General features: G+C 62.1%; 16 protein-coding genes and 2 pseudogenes. 14 read left to right on the top strand and 4 right to left on the bottom strand.

The annotated features are described in order from the left end of the window. Positions 1–147, bottom strand: a pseudogene (locus GGD53_RS31500) (IS5/IS1182 family transposase); the annotation flags it as partial. A 56-nt stretch (positions 148–203) separates the two neighbouring features. Next, a complete protein-coding gene (locus tag GGD53_RS29905; protein WP_184460331.1) occupies positions 204–1,094 on the bottom strand; it encodes an SDR family oxidoreductase in 891 nt (296 codons plus the stop codon). Between the two features lie 92 nt (positions 1,095–1,186). On the opposite strand from GGD53_RS29905, the gene GGD53_RS29900 reads away from it, so the two are divergent. After that, entirely contained in the window at positions 1,187–2,011 is an 825-nt protein-coding gene (locus GGD53_RS29900; protein WP_184460330.1) for a helix-turn-helix transcriptional regulator, read from the top strand. Between the two features lie 573 nt (positions 2,012–2,584). On the opposite strand, the gene ftsZ is transcribed toward GGD53_RS29900, so the two are convergent. After that, complete coding sequence (gene ftsZ / locus GGD53_RS29895) at positions 2,585–3,607, bottom strand: cell division protein FtsZ (RefSeq protein WP_184460329.1); 1,023 nt, start codon at positions 3,605–3,607, stop codon at positions 2,585–2,587. A 317-nt stretch (positions 3,608–3,924) separates the two neighbouring features. Between ftsZ and GGD53_RS29890 the strand changes: the two genes are divergently transcribed. After that, positions 3,925–4,320 (top strand): hypothetical protein, encoded by a 396-nt coding sequence (locus GGD53_RS29890; protein ID WP_184460328.1) that lies wholly within the window; start codon positions 3,925–3,927, stop codon positions 4,318–4,320. A gap of 96 nt (positions 4,321–4,416) precedes the next feature. Here GGD53_RS29890 and GGD53_RS29885 read toward each other — a convergent pair whose 3' ends face one another. Next, complete coding sequence (locus tag GGD53_RS29885) at positions 4,417–4,947, bottom strand: 2'-5' RNA ligase family protein (RefSeq protein ID WP_184460327.1); 531 nt, start codon at positions 4,945–4,947, stop codon at positions 4,417–4,419. 161 nt (positions 4,948–5,108) lie between these two features. Between GGD53_RS29885 and GGD53_RS29880 the strand changes: the two genes are divergently transcribed. The 12 genes and pseudogenes from GGD53_RS29880 (at position 5,109) to GGD53_RS29820 (ending at position 14,840) form a co-directional block, all read left to right on the top strand. After that, positions 5,109–5,483 carry a VOC family protein gene (locus tag GGD53_RS29880; protein ID WP_184460326.1) on the top strand — a complete coding sequence of 125 codons (375 nt, stop codon included), beginning with the start codon at positions 5,109–5,111 and terminating at the stop codon, positions 5,481–5,483. A gap of 42 nt (positions 5,484–5,525) precedes the next feature. After that, positions 5,526–5,672: pseudogene (locus GGD53_RS29875) on the top strand (cupin domain-containing protein); the annotation flags it as partial. Between the two features lie 212 nt (positions 5,673–5,884). After that, a complete protein-coding gene (gene blh, locus GGD53_RS29865) occupies positions 5,885–7,165 on the top strand; it encodes a bifunctional sulfur transferase/dioxygenase Blh (protein ID WP_184460325.1) in 1,281 nt (426 codons plus the stop codon). A gap of 97 nt (positions 7,166–7,262) precedes the next feature. After that, entirely contained in the window at positions 7,263–7,826 is a 564-nt protein-coding gene (locus GGD53_RS29860) for a hypothetical protein (protein WP_184460324.1), read from the top strand. Between the two features lie 152 nt (positions 7,827–7,978). Further along, a complete protein-coding gene (locus GGD53_RS29855) occupies positions 7,979–8,902 on the top strand; it encodes an MYG1 family protein (RefSeq protein WP_184460323.1) in 924 nt (307 codons plus the stop codon). Between the two features lie 234 nt (positions 8,903–9,136). Beyond that, positions 9,137–9,526, top strand: coding sequence for a c-type cytochrome (locus tag GGD53_RS29850; RefSeq protein ID WP_184460322.1), 390 nt, complete (start codon positions 9,137–9,139; stop codon positions 9,524–9,526). Positions 9,527–9,668: 142 nt separating this feature from the next. Further along, entirely contained in the window at positions 9,669–10,487 is an 819-nt protein-coding gene (locus GGD53_RS29845) for a cytochrome c oxidase subunit II (RefSeq protein WP_184460321.1), read from the top strand. Between the two features lie 68 nt (positions 10,488–10,555). Further along, entirely contained in the window at positions 10,556–12,334 is a 1,779-nt protein-coding gene (locus GGD53_RS29840) for a cbb3-type cytochrome c oxidase subunit I (RefSeq protein ID WP_184460320.1), read from the top strand. Beyond that, positions 12,331–13,044, top strand: a complete 714-nt coding sequence (locus GGD53_RS29835; protein ID WP_184460319.1) for a cytochrome c oxidase subunit 3 — start codon at positions 12,331–12,333, stop codon at positions 13,042–13,044. The genes GGD53_RS29840 and GGD53_RS29835 overlap by 4 nt, the downstream gene beginning before the upstream one ends. 11 nt (positions 13,045–13,055) lie before the next feature. Next, positions 13,056–13,775 carry a heme-copper oxidase subunit III family protein gene (locus GGD53_RS29830; RefSeq protein WP_184460318.1) on the top strand — a complete coding sequence of 240 codons (720 nt, stop codon included), beginning with the start codon at positions 13,056–13,058 and terminating at the stop codon, positions 13,773–13,775. 7 nt (positions 13,776–13,782) lie between these two features. Continuing rightward, complete coding sequence (locus tag GGD53_RS29825) at positions 13,783–14,148, top strand: cytochrome C oxidase subunit IV family protein (RefSeq protein ID WP_064803412.1); 366 nt, start codon at positions 13,783–13,785, stop codon at positions 14,146–14,148. Positions 14,149–14,258: 110 nt separating this feature from the next. Further along, a complete protein-coding gene (locus tag GGD53_RS29820) occupies positions 14,259–14,840 on the top strand; it encodes a dienelactone hydrolase family protein (RefSeq protein WP_184460317.1) in 582 nt (193 codons plus the stop codon). Positions 14,841–14,944 lie beyond the last annotated feature (104 nt).

The following is a 14,944-nucleotide window of genomic DNA, read 5'->3' as shown; positions in this document are numbered from 1 at the left end:
CGCCCGCAGCCCACGTAACAGCTTCTCGAACCGATACCACTTTACCAGAGCAGACAATCGATCAAGGCGCCCACTGCCTCCTGCCTGCGGCAACAGCGCATCCACAAAGCTGAATTGACCTGCCTCTTTGACCGCCATCCAAATCATCCCCCGTTCAAAAATCACATCCTCGGTATTTTGCAACAGTCCCCGTCAGGCTTAAGCTACCCACCGAAATAGGCCGGGTGGTCGATATCCGCAAGCAGGCCGGACTCCGTCGGCTGCCAACCGAGGAGGGCGCGGGTGTGAGCGCTGGAGGTCGGCACGTCGAAGCCGGCAAACATGGCGAACCAGCCGAAATGCTCCGCCGCCTCTTCCCGCGACAGCGAGACGGCCGGCACGTTGAGCCGCCGGCCGATGAGTTCGGCAATCTTCCGGAACGGTACGCCCTCTTCTGCGACCGCCAGAAAGGGGCCGCCCACGACGCCGCGCTCCAGCGCCAGTCGGTAGACGCGGGCGGCATCGCGCCGGTGCACGGCCGGCCAGCGGTTGCTCCCGTCGCCGATATAGGCGGAGACGCCCTTTTGTCGGGCCGTCTCGATCAGGATCGGCACGAAACCGTGATCGCCATGGCCGTGCACAGAGGGTGGCAGCCGGACGGTGGAGGCGTGCACGCCGCGCGCGACGAGCGACACCGCAGTGATTTCGGAGGCGCGGGGATAGGTCTGCGTCGTCGGCATCGGCGGGTCCTTCTCGGTGCCGATGCGGCCCGGCGCATGGCCGAGGCCGGCGGTGACGAGCAGCGGGCGCTCCGAGCTCCGGAGAGCTTCGCCGAGCGCCTCGATGGCGCGCCGGTCGGCGGCGCAATTCTCAGCGAATTTCGAGAAATCATGGTTGAAGGCCGTGTGGATGACGCCGTCAGCCTCGGCCGCGCCGCGCTTCAAACCCTCCAGGTCGTCGAGCGTGCCGCGCTGGACCCCGGCGCCCGCGGCCGCCAGTTCCGCTGCTCCCTTGTCCGAGCGGGCGAGGCCGAGAACCTGGTGCCCGGCGGCAATCAACTCCGTGACGACGGCCGAGCCGACCCAGCCGGTGGCCCCGGTGACGAATACGCGCATATCGATATCTCCTGATTTGACGGGAGACAGATATCGAGCAGGCTGACATCATGGTAAAGTAGTGATATTATCATGGTATAATGGCTAACAGGATGAGCGAATTCGTCACACCCGAGAACCGGCTGGGCGCCTACCTCAAGGACCGCCGCGCCAAGCTCGATCCCGCTGCCCTCGGCTTTGCCGGCGACCGCCGACGCACGCCGGGGCTTCGCCGCGAGGAGGTGGCGAGCCGCGCCAATATCAGCCCGACCTGGTACACCTGGCTGGAGCAGGGTCGCGGCGGCGCGCCGTCCGGCGACGTGCTCGATCGGATCTCGCGGGCGCTGATGCTGACCGACGTCGAGCGCGAACACCTCTTCCTCATCGGTCTCGGCCGCCCGCCGGAGGTGCGTTACCGCAGAGAGGAAGGCGTTACGCCGCGCCTGCAGGGCGTGCTCGACGCGCTCGATCCGTGCCCGGCGCTGATCCGCACCGCGATCTGGGACGTCGTCGCCTGGAACCGGGCGGCGACCGTGCTGCTCACCGATTACGGCGCGCTGCCGCCCGAAGAGCGGAACGTGCTGCGTTTCATCTTCCTCGATCCGCGCGTGCGCGCCGCCCAATATGACTGGGAAAGTGTCGCCCGCTTCGTCGTCGCCGCGTTCCGGGTGGATGCGGCGCGCGCCGGTGCTGCCGCCGAGGTGGAGCCGCTGGTCGACGAGCTCTGTCGCAAGAGCCCGGAATTCCTGGCGATGTGGCGCGACAACGACGTGCGCACCCACGGCGAGGGCGCCAAGCACATCAAGCACCCGATGCTCGGGCTGCTGTCTTTTGAATATTCGGCCTTTCAGGTAGACGGCCGGTCGGATCTGAGCATGGTGGTGTATAACCCGGCGACGGCGGAGGATGCGGCGAGGATCAGGAGTTTGCTGGTGTGACGGGTTTATCCGCGTGATTTACCAGCCAGCTAAATTGGTTCACCGTTATCGGGGATGAGGCTCTCTTGAGCTCTGGTGCTGCATTCTCCAACGTCTGCCGTCAGGGCGCGGCATCCTACGACGTCCCTCATGCTGAGGCGCGCAGGCCGTGAGGGCGAAGCCTCGAAGCACGCGTCGCAACGTTGATTCTTGCCGGCACCCGCGCGCACGCTGAGCTCGATCGAATCCATAACTTTCGCCGTAACGGATACGGCTTTGCAGCCGACGGCGATTCCTACGGCAGTGAGCGTATCGGGCGGGCGTCCGACTTCGCGACCGGGGTCAAGAAGCCAGCGGTATCAACATCGCGTGCCGGGGACGATTACATTTAGTCGATGATTCCGCGGCAGATGCTCTCTGCATCTCAAGCACCGAGACTGTCAAAATCTCCAGGGTGCACGACACCTTGGACATACTCCTCGTCCGATTGGGCTTCCCAGACCGAATACCGACGTTGCCCCGCCCATTCTCCACTGGCGGGGCAACGTTTATCCGGCAGCCGGCCATGAGTGAGCCGTGGTAACAGCGACCGTATTACTGCAGCGTGCGCGTCTGCATGGGTTCAGCCGGCGCGTGAGAAGGGGACGCAGAGAGAGAGTTTCCGTCCAGGCCAGTCGCCACCACCGAGACGCGGAATTTGCCGTCGAGGCTGCGGTCGAAAATCGCGCCGACGACGATATCGGCGTCGTCCTGCACTTCGTCGCGAATGCGGCTTGCCGCTTCGTCCACTTCGAACAGGGTCATATCCGAGCCGCCGGAGATCGAGATCAGCACGCCTTTGGCGCCCTTCATCGAGATATCGTCCAGAAGCGGATTTGCGATTGCCGCTTCCGCCGCCTTCATCGCCCGGCTTTCGCCGGCGGCTTCACCGGTGCCCATCATCGCGCGGCCCATGCCCTGCATGACCGACTTCACGTCGGCGAAATCAAGGTTGATCAGACCTTCCTTGACGATGAGATCGGTGATGCAGCCGACGCCGGCAAAGAGCACGCGGTCGGCCGTCATGAAGGCATCGGCGAAGGTGGTTTTCGCATCGGCGATGCGGAAGAGATTCTGATTGGGAATGACGATAACGGTATCGGCGGCCTGACGAAGCGCCTCGATGCCAGCCTCCGCAGTCCGCATGCGGCGATTGCCCTCGAAGGTAAACGGCTTGGTGACGACGCCAACGGTCAAGATGCCGGCCGCACGTGCGGCGCGCGCGATGACCGGGGCTGCGCCGGTGCCCGTTCCTCCACCCATGCCGGCGGTGACGAAACACATGTGTGATCCTGCCAGGTGATCCATGATCTCGTCGAGCGATTCTTCTGCCGCCGCATGTCCGATTTCCGGCAGGGAACCGGCGCCGAGGCCCTCCGTCACATTCGCGCCGAGCTGGATGCGGCGCGATGCCTTGGAGGTGGCGAGAACCTGGGCATCGGTGTTTGCGGCGACGAATTCGACGCCTGCCAGTTTTTCCGCGATCATATTGTTGATCGCATTGCCACCGCCGCCGCCGACGCCAACCACGGTGATTTGCGGCCGCAGCCCGGTAATGCCGCTCTTGGCGTCCGTCATCGTCTTCTCCTTCGATATCTCGTTTCCGCACGCCCTCGTCGCGGACAGCGAATCGGCGTTGAGCATAGTCGCCCAACAAGGCAGAGGCGAGGCGAAAGAAGCGGTGGCGCCTGAGAGACGCGAAGTTCTCGTCAGCTCTGCGTCGGCAAATCCGAAGCGGCGGGCAGCGCATGGCGCTTCCTCTCGCAGCACGGCGTGTTCGCAGGTGAAATGTCCTAGCCGCGCTGGTGATTTCGATCACAAGCGCCAACGGGGCGTGAACTAAAGCCGCGCCGCGGTGTTTACAGGCATGCGTCTTCTCTGAAAGGAACATCCCCATGCAAAGACTCTTGTTGTCCGGTCTTGCCCTTGCAGCATCGGCCGCCGCCGCCTTCGCTCAACAGCCGCCCACCCCACCACCCGCCGGCGAGCCGCCCGCAGCGAACGAACCTGCATCGCCACCCCCGCTGGCGCCTGATGATGAGAGGGTGATGCGTCACGGGCTGGATGACCAGTCCCGAGACCGCCCCGACGACCGATGGCATGGTTCGAGAGGCGACATGGGCTTCCGTGGTTATCGTGGTCATCGCCTGCCGCCGCTGTCCAAGGCGGCCCGTTTTCAGATCGAGGATGGAAATACACGGATCGACCTGAAATGCGCTGAGGACGAACCGACGAAGGTTTGCGCCGATCTGTTGCTCCAGGTGATGGATCGCCTGCAGGGCCGGGATTGACTTCACGTATCCGCGCTTGGAGAACGCGTTATGACGCCATTACCCGCGTTCTCCTGAGGGCCGCGAGCTTCGCCAAAGCGCCGGCGCTGTCCGCGATCATTGCGACGCCAGTCCGATTTCGCTCAAGATTTCGACCGGCGGAAATCTCACACAGTCTACGGCATCGAGAGTCACCGAGAATTGCATCCGGTTGCGATTTGCCCAGTTGATCGCTGCCTGCGATTTTGCCTTCGGGATTTTGGTGGCGATCGTGCAATGCGGCACCCAATTGCCGGGCCGATAGCACTCGTGACAGTGGACGGGATCGATTTCCCGGTGAAGCGCCGCATGCAGCTGGAAGAGGCGTTCGTCTTGGTTCGGCCGCGCCCATAAGACGAGGAATTCGTTCTCAAAGTAACCGATTCCTGCAAAACTTAACGCTACGGCAGGGTGGATGCGGAAAACACGCTCGGCTGCCTCTGCCAACCGGTCCACCGCAATCTCCTGATAAACGGCGAGGGTAATATGAGGCGGATAATTCAAAGCCCGCATCGAAGCCGTCTCTTCGAATGCTGCGGCGTCATCCCAGAGCTTGAAAACCGGCGAGGCGGTGTCGTTCAAACATTTGAGGCTGATCCCGTAAGGCATTTGCGGCATTCCCTTCCTGCAGACCATAAACGGACGTCACATTGGATGTCGAGCGGCCAAACGGACTGATTGCGGCCGGCGTGCATTGCCATCGGGAGATGCACGTGAGAGGCTCGAAAAGAGGGCATCAATCATGACAGGAGCGGAATGGGAGAGATGAGATGATCGATCACATCACCATCGCTGTGAGTGACCTCGAGAAGAGCAAGGCATTCTACGAAAGCGCTCTCGGGCCCCTTGGCTATCGCTGCGCCTTCGGCAAGGAGGGCGTGTTCTGGGCCTTCGACGTCGGCGGCAGCCTGTTCGAGATCCAGCGCACTGACGACAAGCCGCCGCTCACGCGTGTGCACGTCGCCTTCCGGGTGCGAGACAGGACGGAGGTCGCGGCCTTTTATCAGGCGGCCCTTCTGGCCGGAGCGCGGGATAACGGCGCGCCCGGTCCGAGGCCGGAATATGCCGGAAACTATTATGCCTGCTTCGTCCTCGATCCCGATGGATACAATATCGAGGCAATGATCAACGAACCGCAGGCGTAAGGACGCCGGCCTTATCAGATACCGCCGTAGGGGGAGGTGGATATGTCGAGTTTCGAAAATGCCGTCGTTTCTCTGCCTGGCAGGGACCGGATTGCCAAGACGCCGTTCGGGGCGGGAATCGTCATCCATGCCACGGCCGCCGAGACCGGTGGCGCATTCGGCCTGTGGGAAACCTTCACACCGCCGGGAGGTTACGGGCAGGTAGATCTGCTCGACGGCGTCGTCATCGTCGGCGGCGGTGCCGTGCATGCGGAGATCAGGCAAGGGGCGGCGACGCTGTCGTTTTGAGGAGCGGGCGAGCGCGAGATCAGGCGCCTCTATTCTTGCGCTCGGCAATATACTTGTGAGATTGTACGGTTATACGTGCGATACTGCGTGGTCAAGGCGGCGCGGAGGCTTCGATGATGCCCGTGAGGGTCAATGAGCGGATATCGGTGGCGGGGCAGCCCGACCCAGCCGGTTTTGTCGATTTCGCCAAGCAGGGGTTCGCCGCCGTTATCAACGCCAGACCCGATGGCGAGGAGCCGGGCCAGCCAGGCAATGCGGCAGAAAAGATTTCCGCCGCCGCCGCCGGGCTTTCCTATAGATTCGTGCCGGTCAATGGGAGCGAGATCACCGAGGCCGATATTGCCGGCTTTCAGGCGGCGATGGCTGAGGCGAGGGGGCCGGTCGTTGCCCATTGCAAGAGCGGTACGCGGGCGTTGACGCTCTATGTGCTGGGCGAGGTGCTCGAAGGGCGGATGAAGGCGGCGGATGTCCAGACCTTCGGCGAAGGCCTCGGTTTCGATCTTGCCGGCGCGCGCCGCTGGCTCGAAAAAGCGGCAAGCCCGCGGCCTCAGGTGAAGGCCTTCTTCGAACCCCGCACCTGCAGCGTGCAATATGTCGTCTCCGATCCGGCGACGAAACGCTGTGCCATCATCGATCCGGTGCTCGACTTCGACGAGATGTCGGGCGCGACGGGAACGGTGAACGCCGATGCCATCCTTGCCTACATCGAAAGCGAGCGGATGACCGTCGAGTGGATACTAGACACGCATCCGCATGCCGATCACTTCTCCGCCGCCCATTATCTCAACGGAAAGACTGGCGCGCCGACGGCGATAGGCGTCCATGTCACCGATGTGCAGAGGCTTTGGAAAGAGATCTATAACTGGCCGGCGCTCGCGATCGAAGGCTCGCAATGGGACCGGCTGTTTGCCGACGGCGACACGTTTGAAATCGGCGGTCTTACCGCCCGTGTGATGTTTTCGCCCGGCCATACGCTGGCATCGGTGACCTATGTGGTCGGCGACGCCGCCTTCGTGCATGATACGATGTTCACGCCGGATTCGGGGACTGCGCGAGCGGATTTTCCGGGCGGCAGTGCGGCCGCCCTCTGGCAGTCGATCCAGGCGATCCTGTCGCTGCCCGAGGAGACTCGGCTCTTTTCCGGCCACGATTATCAGCCGGGCGGTCGTCACCCGCGCTGGGAAAGCACGGTCGCAGCCCAAAAGCGCGCCAATCCGCATATTGCAGGCATGGATGAGGCCGGTTTCGTGGCGTTGCGTCAGGCGCGCGACCGTACGCTGCCCAAGCCGAAGCTGATGCTGCATGCGCTGCAGGTCAACATCCGCGGCGGCCAGCTGCCGGAACCAGAGGAGAACGGCCGCCGGTATCTGAAGATTCCGCTGGATGCCTTATGATGGAGGCGGCGACGGCCGTCATGAGCTCGCTGGCCTTTTTCCCGGACTGGCCTATGATTTCCCGGAATGTATGCGCCCGGTCGAACGGAGTTTCGAAATGCTCGAACGAAATCAGCTTCCTTTGCGCCCGGCAGCTCCCGGTTTCGCCATCGCCTGGGTCACGGTCATTGCCGGCGCCAGCGTCGCTCTCAGCCTGCTTTTCGCCTGCGTCACGCCTTTCGTTGCCCTGGCGGCAGTCTCGGCGGTCGTTCTTCCCCGAAAAATGGCGATAATGGCGGTGCTGCTCGCCTGGCTTGCCAACCAGACGGTCGGATATCTCATACTCGGCTATCCCCAGACCTTCGACAGCTTTGCCTGGGGGCTGGCGATCGGAATCGCCGCATATGGATCGCTCGTGGCATCACTCGGCGTGCTCCGCCTCAAGGCCAGCCTTGCCGTCACCATGGCCGGCGCCTTTATCGCCGGGTTCGTCGCCTATGAAACAGTGCTCTTTGCCGCGACGGTCGTGCTTCCGTCCGGCGATGGTGCGTTTTCGGCAGCCGTCGTCGCCGAGGTTTTTTTGATCAATTCTCTCGCCGCAATCGGGCTGATCTGCCTGCATGCCGGTGCAGCGGCCGGCCGCGCGCTCGTTGCAGCACAGCCGGGACCGGCGCTGCCTTAGGCCTTTGCCTTCACACATGTCGTTTCGGCTGCCGGTCGCCTTCCGACACTATGCAGAATGCGCGAAGGCGGGTTGAGATAGCGGCCGGCAACGGCTATCTCGTTCAGACCCGCAAGCGGATCCTCCGCCAAACCACAAGGCGCATAGCTTCGATGAGCCCCGATTTCCTCGTTACCCATTCCGGTGGTTTCCATGCCGACGAGCTGCTGTCGAGCGTCATTCTGACGCGGCTTTTCCCCCAGGCGTGTCTGATCCGCAGCCGGGCGCTGGAATGGATCACGCCAGCCCCGGACCGGATCATCTATGATGTCGGCGGGGCCTATGATCCTGCCGCCGGCATATTCGATCATCATCAGCGCGGCGCGCCGCTGCGCGACGATGGCCAGCCCTACAGCTCGTTCGGCCTGATCTGGAAACATTATGGCCGCGAATATCTCGCAGCCACAGGTCTTCCCGATCTTCATGTCGAGGCCCTGCACGCCGCTTTCGACACCGGTTTCGTGCTGCCGATCGACCTGACCGACAATGGCGCGCTCAGCCCCTCGGGGCCTTTGGCTGGCCTGACGCTGCCGGTGCTGCTCGAGACCCTGAAACCGGTGTTCGATGAGGAGGAACCCGAGGCTGACGATCGTGCCTTCCATGCGGCGCTGGCCATTGCCCGCAGTTTCATCGATGCCGGGATCGCCCAGAGGGCCGCAAAACTGCGGGCCGAGGCGATCGTCTATCGGGCGATCGAGGCTGCTGGGCAGGGGCGCATTCTGGAATTGCCGAGAGGGATGCCCTTCCGTCCCGCCATCGTCAAGGCCGGCGCCGATCACCTGCTGTTCGTCGTCCACCCGCGCGAAAAGGATTGGTGCGTGACCGGCATTCGCCGTGGCGACGACGGGTTCGAGCTCCGGGCCGATCTGCCGGCAACCTGGGCCGGCCTTACCAATGGTGAGCTGGAGGCGGTCTGCGGTGTCGAGGGCGCGAGCTTCTGCCATAACGGCCGCTTCATCGCTGCCGCCAAGACCCGCGACGCGGCGCTTGCCATGGCCGAAATGGCGGTGCAGGAGGCGCTTTCGATCGAAGTATAAGTCGGATGGCGCGGCGCCATTCTCCAGCAGATCACCGAGTGCTGGCCGGATTTCGGATCCGGTATTGGCGTTGGGGCCACAGGCTATCGGTTTGCGCCCAGGTGGCATCAATCGTGGAAGCGATTGACTTGCATCCGCAAAGGACTAACTTTAACCCGTAGCAACCACCACCACCGCGCGAATGATGGCCGAGGGTGAGAGTGGCTGGCGACCTTAAGGAGGATGAGGTTTGCCGTGGATTACCGTGTTATTCTGCTGATCACTGCATCCGTCATCGCCCTTTTCCCTCTCAACGCTGGAGCGCAGGAGGGGGACGCGACGGCCGGCGCCACCGTTTTCAAGAAATGTGCCACCTGTCATGTCGCCGAGTCCGACACGAACAAGGTGGGTCCGTCACTGAACAAGCTGTTCGGCCGAAAGGCCGGGACGCATGCTGATTTTGCGTATTCTGCGGGGATGAAGGCGGCCGGCGAGGGTGGTCTCGTCTGGGACGAGGCGACGCTGCGTGAGTATCTGCATAATCCGAAAGCCAAGGTGAAGGGCACCAAGATGGCCTTCGCAGGCGTGAAGGATGACCAGGAGATCACCAACCTTATCGCCTATCTCAAACAATATTCCCAATGATGGGCCATACTCCAAATGACGGGTTGTCGGCGGCGGCGCATGCCTAAATCGCCGTAATTGCCGACATTTTCTATTTGTGCGATAATAAACTCGACATTTGTGGAGTGCGGTTTCACGGTCGGTCGGCCCAGGAGGGGCGGAAATGGCTGTTGTACTGGTTCTCGTCCTGGTTGTCGTTGGCTCCGTGCTCTTCCATGTGCTGAGCCCGTGGTGGTGGACCCCGATCGCGTCCAACTGGAGTTATATCGACAACACGCTCGTCATCACCTTCTGGATCACCGGCATCGTCTTCGTGGCGGTGATTTCCTTCATGGCCTATTGCGTCTTCCGCTTCCGCCACAGACCGGGCAACCGGGCGCATTATGAGCCTGAAAATCGCAGACTGGAATTGCTTCTGGCCTCGGGAACGGCGGTTGGCGTCGCGGCAATGCTGGCGCCCGGCCTGATCGTCTGGAACCAGTTCATCACAGTACCCGCCGATGCCGCATCGGTCGAAGTGGTCAGCCAGCAGTGGCTGTGGAGCTTCCGCCTGCCGGGTGCGGACGGAAAGCTCGGTCGTGCCGAGACGCGTGACGTCACCTCCGACAACCCGCTGGGCCTCGACAAGAACGATGCAAACGGCCTTGATGACATCATCGTCGAAGGCGGCGAGCTTCATCTGCCGATCGGCAAGCCCGTGCACATATTGCTGCGCTCCGTCGATGTGCTCCACGATTTCTACGTGCCGGAATTCCGCGCCAAGATGGATATGATCCCTGGCATGGTCACCTATTTCTGGCTGACACCGACGCGCACGGGCACGTTCGAGATCCTCTGTGCCGAACTTTGCGGCGTCGGTCATCCGCAGATGCGCGGCACCGTCATTGTCGACAACGACGCGGACTATCAGACCTGGCTCGGGCAGCAGCAGACATTCACTCAGCTGACGGCGTCATCGGGAGAGCCGCCACCGGCAAACTGAACTGGCCGGAAGACGGCCGGAGGCCGCAGGCCGGCTTAACCAAACCGGCGGGTATAGGAGGAGATATCATGGTCGAGATTCCGTCCGGCAGCGCAGGTGTCATCCCGACCGCCGAAGTCGAGGATGTCGAGCTTTATCATCCGCACAGCTGGTGGACCAAATATGTGTTCAGCCAGGACGCCAAGATCATTGCCGTCCAATATTCGCTGACTGCCATCTCGATCGGCCTGGTGGCGCTGGTGCTCTCCTGGTTGATGCGGATTCAGCTCGCCTTTCCCGGCTACTTCGCCTTCATCGATGCCGACCATTATTATCAGTTTATCACCATGCACGGCATGATCATGGTGATCTATCTGCTCACCGCACTCTTCCTCGGCGGCTTCGGCAACTACCTCATCCCGCTGATGGTCGGTGCACGCGACATGGTGTTCCCTTATGCGAACATGCTGAGCTACTGGATCTACCTGCTTGCCGTGCTGATCCTGGTGGCGGGTTTTTTCGCCCCCGGCGGTCCGACGGGGGCAGGCTGGACGCTCTATCCGCCGCAATCGGTCCTGTCGGGCACACCCGGCGGCAAGGACTGGGGCATCCTGCTGATGCTCATCTCGCTGATCGTCTTCATCATCGGCTTCACCATGGGCGGCCTGAATTATGTGGTGACAGTGCTGCAGGGCCGCGCCCGCGGCATGACGCTGATGCGGATGCCGCTCACCGTCTGGGGCATCTTCACCGCAACCGTCATGGCACTCTTGGCCTTTCCGGCCCTCTTCGTCGCCTGTGTGATGATGCTGTTCGATCGCCTGCTCGGCACCAGTTTTTTTATGCCCGCGATCGTCGAGATGGGCACGCAGCTGCAGCATGGTGGCGGCAGCCCGATCCTGTTCCAGCATCTGTTCTGGTTCTTCGGGCATCCAGAGGTCTATATCGTCGCGCTGCCGGCCTTCGGCATCGTTTCCGACCTGATCAGCACGCATGCGCGCAAGAACATCTTCGGCTACCGCATGATGGTCTGGGCGATCGTCATCATCGGGGGCTTGAGCTTCGTCGTCTGGGCGCACCACATGTATGTCAGCGGCATGCACCCGGCCTTTGGCTTCTTCTTCGCCACCACGACGCTGATCATCGCCATCCCGACGGCGATCAAAGTCTACAACTGGGTGCTGACGCTGTGGCGCGGCGATATCCATCTGACGCTGCCGATGCTCTTTGCGCTCGCCTTCATCGTCACCTTCGTCAATGGCGGCCTGACCGGCCTATTCCTCGGCAATGTCGTCGTCGACGTGCCGCTGTCGGATACGATGTTCGTCGTCGCGCATTTTCACATGGTCATGGGGGTCGCGCCGATCCTCGTCATCTTCGGGGCGATCTATCACTGGTATCCGAAGGTGACGGGGCGCATGCTGGACAATACGCTCGGCCATATACACTTCTGGATCACCTTCCTCGGCACCTATGCGATCTTCTTTCCGATGCATTATCTCGGTCTGCTCGGCGTGCCGCGCCGTTATTTCGAGATGGGGGAGACGGCCTTCGTTCCGCCTTCTGCTCACACGCTGAATATCTTCATCACCGTCATGGCGCTTGTGGTCGGGGCCGGGCAGATGGTCTTTCTGTTCAACCTGGTCTGGAGCCTTTTGCGGGGGAAGGAGGCGGGGGGCAATCCTTGGCGGGCGACGACGCTCGAATGGCAGACGCCACAGACGCCGCCCGCACACGGCAACTGGGGCACGGATTTGCCCGTCGTCTACCGCTGGGCCTATGATTACAGCGTGCCTGGGGCGGCCGAGGATTTCATTCCGCAAAACGTGCCTGCAACGGGCGGCACCACGCGGGAGGTTCCGGCATGAACGTCATGCTGACCTTCCTCGCCGCTGTCGCCGCCATCATCATCTGGTGGCTCTCCGGACAGCGGCTGGCCTCGAAGCCCTGGCTCGAAACCGGATCGGTGCAGCTGCCGGCGCATGGCGGCGCCGAACGGCCTCCCGTACCGGCGGTCAAGATCGGCCTCTTCGTGTTCTTGGGCGTCGTCGGCGCGCTCTTCAGCCTTGCCGTCAGCGCCTATTTTATGCGTGCGGCCTCGGCCGACTGGTGGGGGATGCCGGTTCCGCGCCTGCTCTGGGTAAATACCGCAGCCCTTGTGCTCAGTAGCGCGGCGCTGCGATGGGCCAAACGCGAAGCGCAGCATGGCCGCATGGAAAGTCTGCGACCGGCGCTCGTCGCCGCATTTGCGCTTGCCGTCTTCTTTCTCGCCGGGCAGATCCAGGCATGGCGGGAGCTGATGGCGGCCGGCTACGTGCTGGCCGATAATCCCGCCAACAGTTTCTTCTATATGCTGACCGGCCTGCACGGGCTGCATATTTTGGGCGGGCTTGCCGTCCTCGCTCATACGACGGTCAAGGCGTTCGCAGCCGATGTTGCGCCGGAGAGACTGCGCCTCAGCGTCGACCTTTCGGCCATCTATTCGCATTTCATGCTCGCCGTCTGGCTTTTGCTGTTCGCGGTCTTTGCCGGCTGGGCGAATGATTTCGTCGACCTCTGCCGCACGTTGATAAGCTAGGGGATTTGCAGATGGCACAGACTATCGAGACACACGGCGATGCAAACCTCAGGCCCGGGGGCCTACGCGGAGTCGCCGCCGATTTCAGCTCGGATCAGCGCGCCTTCAAGACCGCCTCCTGGGGCAAGGCGATGATGTGGATCTTTCTGCTGAGTGACACCTTCGTCTTCGGCTGTTTCCTGATCGCCTATATGACCGCCCGCATGTCGACCCCCGTCCCCTGGCCCAATCCGAGCGAGGTCTTCGCGCTGCATATTGGCGGCCAGGATGTTCCGCTGATCCTGATCGCGATCATGACCTTCGTGCTGATCTCCAGCAGCGGCACCATGGCGATGGCGGTCAATTTCGGCTATCGCCGCGACCGCCGCGTGACCGCGATACTGATGCTGCTGACAGCACTTCTTGGCGCAACCTTCGTCAGCATGCAGGCTTTCGAATGGACGAAACTGATCACCGAAGGAGTGCGCCCCTGGGAGAACCCCTGGGGCGCGGCGCAATTCGGATCGACCTTCTTCATGATAACAGGCTTCCACGGCACCCACGTGACGATCGGCGTCATCTTCCTGCTCATCATCGCCCGCAAGGTCTGGCGGGGCGATTTCGACGTGGAACGGCGCGGCTTCTTCACCAGCCGGAAAGGCCGCTACGAAGCCGTCGAGATCATGGGCCTCTACTGGCACTTCGTCGACCTTGTCTGGGTCTTCATCTTCGCGTTTTTCTATCTGTGGTGAGGTCGTCATGAGCGAGACAACGGCGCATGCCCAAACCCAAACGGTGCATGCACAAGCACACACTGGACAGCAGCATCCGATCCGGCTCTATCTCTTCGTCTGGGGCTTGCTCTTCGTGCTCAGCGCCTTTTCTTACCTTGTCGACTATTTCGGCATTCAGGGTTATCTCAGATGGACGCTGATCCTTCTGTTCATGATGCTGAAAGCCGGGCTGATCGTAGCGGTCTTCATGCATATGGCCTGGGAGCGGCTGGCGCTCGTCTACGCCATCCTGATGCCGCCGGTGCTGGTGCTGGTCTTCGTGGCGCTGATGGTATCGGAATCGCAATATACGATCGTTACGCGGCTCGCCTTTTTCGGAGCAGCCCCTTAAATATTGTCATCGGGGCCGAGTGCGACGCCTGAGATGACTGCCGCAGGCCCAGTCTGAACTCCTCTGAATTTTCTTATCGAGCGGGCCAACACCTCGACGGGAGACGCTTTATGACTGAGATCTTGCTGTTCCATCACGCACAAGGGTTGACCCCTGGAGTGCGTGCCTTCGCAGACGACATCAGGGCGGCGGGCCACATCGTCCACACGCCCGATCTGTTCGACGGACGCACGTTCCATAGCATCGAGGAGGGGCTTGCCTATGTCGGCGAGATCGGATTCGACGCCATCAGGGAACACGGCGTCCGGCTCGCCGACGAACTGCCTTCCGAACTGGTCTATGCCGGCTTCTCATTTGGCGTGCTGCCAGCGCAGAAGCTGGCGCAAACACGGCCTGGAGCCCGCGGGGCTCTGCTTTTCTATTCCTGCCTGCCGATCAGCGGCGAGTGGGCCTTCGGACCCTGGCCGGAGGGCGTCCCGGTCCAGATCCACGGCATGGACAACGATCCGATCTTCGTCGGCGAGGGTGACATCGAGGCCGCCCGCGAGATCGTGGCGAAGGTCGCGGACGCGGAGCTTTTCCTCTATCCCGGTGACCAGCACTACTTCGCCGACAGCTCGCTTCCGACATATGACGCAGATGCGACCGCGCTCCTCACTGCCCGCGTACTTGCGTTTTTGGGGCGCGTCTGATTCCGGCGTTCATGGTTCGCTCGAACGCCGCGACCGCCAATCCAAAAATTCCCACATAAAATATGTTCTAAAACATGATGGAGGTCGCGCTGGGCGGCGGTCTC

The organism is Rhizobium aethiopicum, assembly GCF_014197535.1.
GTDB classification, from domain to species: Bacteria; Pseudomonadota; Alphaproteobacteria; order Rhizobiales; family Rhizobiaceae; genus Rhizobium; species Rhizobium aethiopicum_A.
The sequence above is the reverse complement of the archived record's forward strand: the minus strand, read 5'-3'. Positions and strand labels throughout refer to the sequence as shown.

Bases quoted from the DNA above. Each gene is read 5' to 3' on its own strand.
- GGD53_RS29835 (WP_184460319.1), top strand. From the start codon at position 12,331: ATGAACGTCATGCTGACCTTCCTCGCCGCTGTCGCCGCCATCATCATC.
- GGD53_RS29880 (WP_184460326.1), top strand. From the start codon at position 5,109: ATGATCGATCACATCACCATCGCTGTGAGTGACCTCGAGAAGAGCAAG.
- GGD53_RS29885 (WP_184460327.1), bottom strand. From the start codon at position 4,947: ATGCCTTACGGGATCAGCCTCAAATGTTTGAACGACACCGCCTCGCCG.
- GGD53_RS29830 (WP_184460318.1), top strand. From the start codon at position 13,056: ATGGCACAGACTATCGAGACACACGGCGATGCAAACCTCAGGCCCGGG.
- GGD53_RS29890 (WP_184460328.1), top strand. From the start codon at position 3,925: ATGCAAAGACTCTTGTTGTCCGGTCTTGCCCTTGCAGCATCGGCCGCC.
- GGD53_RS29840 (WP_184460320.1), top strand. From the start codon at position 10,556: ATGGTCGAGATTCCGTCCGGCAGCGCAGGTGTCATCCCGACCGCCGAA.
- blh (WP_184460325.1), top strand. From the start codon at position 5,885: ATGATGCCCGTGAGGGTCAATGAGCGGATATCGGTGGCGGGGCAGCCC.
- GGD53_RS29905 (WP_184460331.1), bottom strand. From the start codon at position 1,094: ATGCGCGTATTCGTCACCGGGGCCACCGGCTGGGTCGGCTCGGCCGTC.
- ftsZ (WP_184460329.1), bottom strand. From the start codon at position 3,607: ATGACGGACGCCAAGAGCGGCATTACCGGGCTGCGGCCGCAAATCACC.
- GGD53_RS29825 (WP_064803412.1), top strand. From the start codon at position 13,783: ATGAGCGAGACAACGGCGCATGCCCAAACCCAAACGGTGCATGCACAA.
- GGD53_RS29860 (WP_184460324.1), top strand. From the start codon at position 7,263: ATGCTCGAACGAAATCAGCTTCCTTTGCGCCCGGCAGCTCCCGGTTTC.
- GGD53_RS29900 (WP_184460330.1), top strand. From the start codon at position 1,187: ATGAGCGAATTCGTCACACCCGAGAACCGGCTGGGCGCCTACCTCAAG.
- GGD53_RS29855 (WP_184460323.1), top strand. From the start codon at position 7,979: ATGAGCCCCGATTTCCTCGTTACCCATTCCGGTGGTTTCCATGCCGAC.
- GGD53_RS29820 (WP_184460317.1), top strand. From the start codon at position 14,259: ATGACTGAGATCTTGCTGTTCCATCACGCACAAGGGTTGACCCCTGGA.
- GGD53_RS29845 (WP_184460321.1), top strand. From the start codon at position 9,669: ATGGCTGTTGTACTGGTTCTCGTCCTGGTTGTCGTTGGCTCCGTGCTC.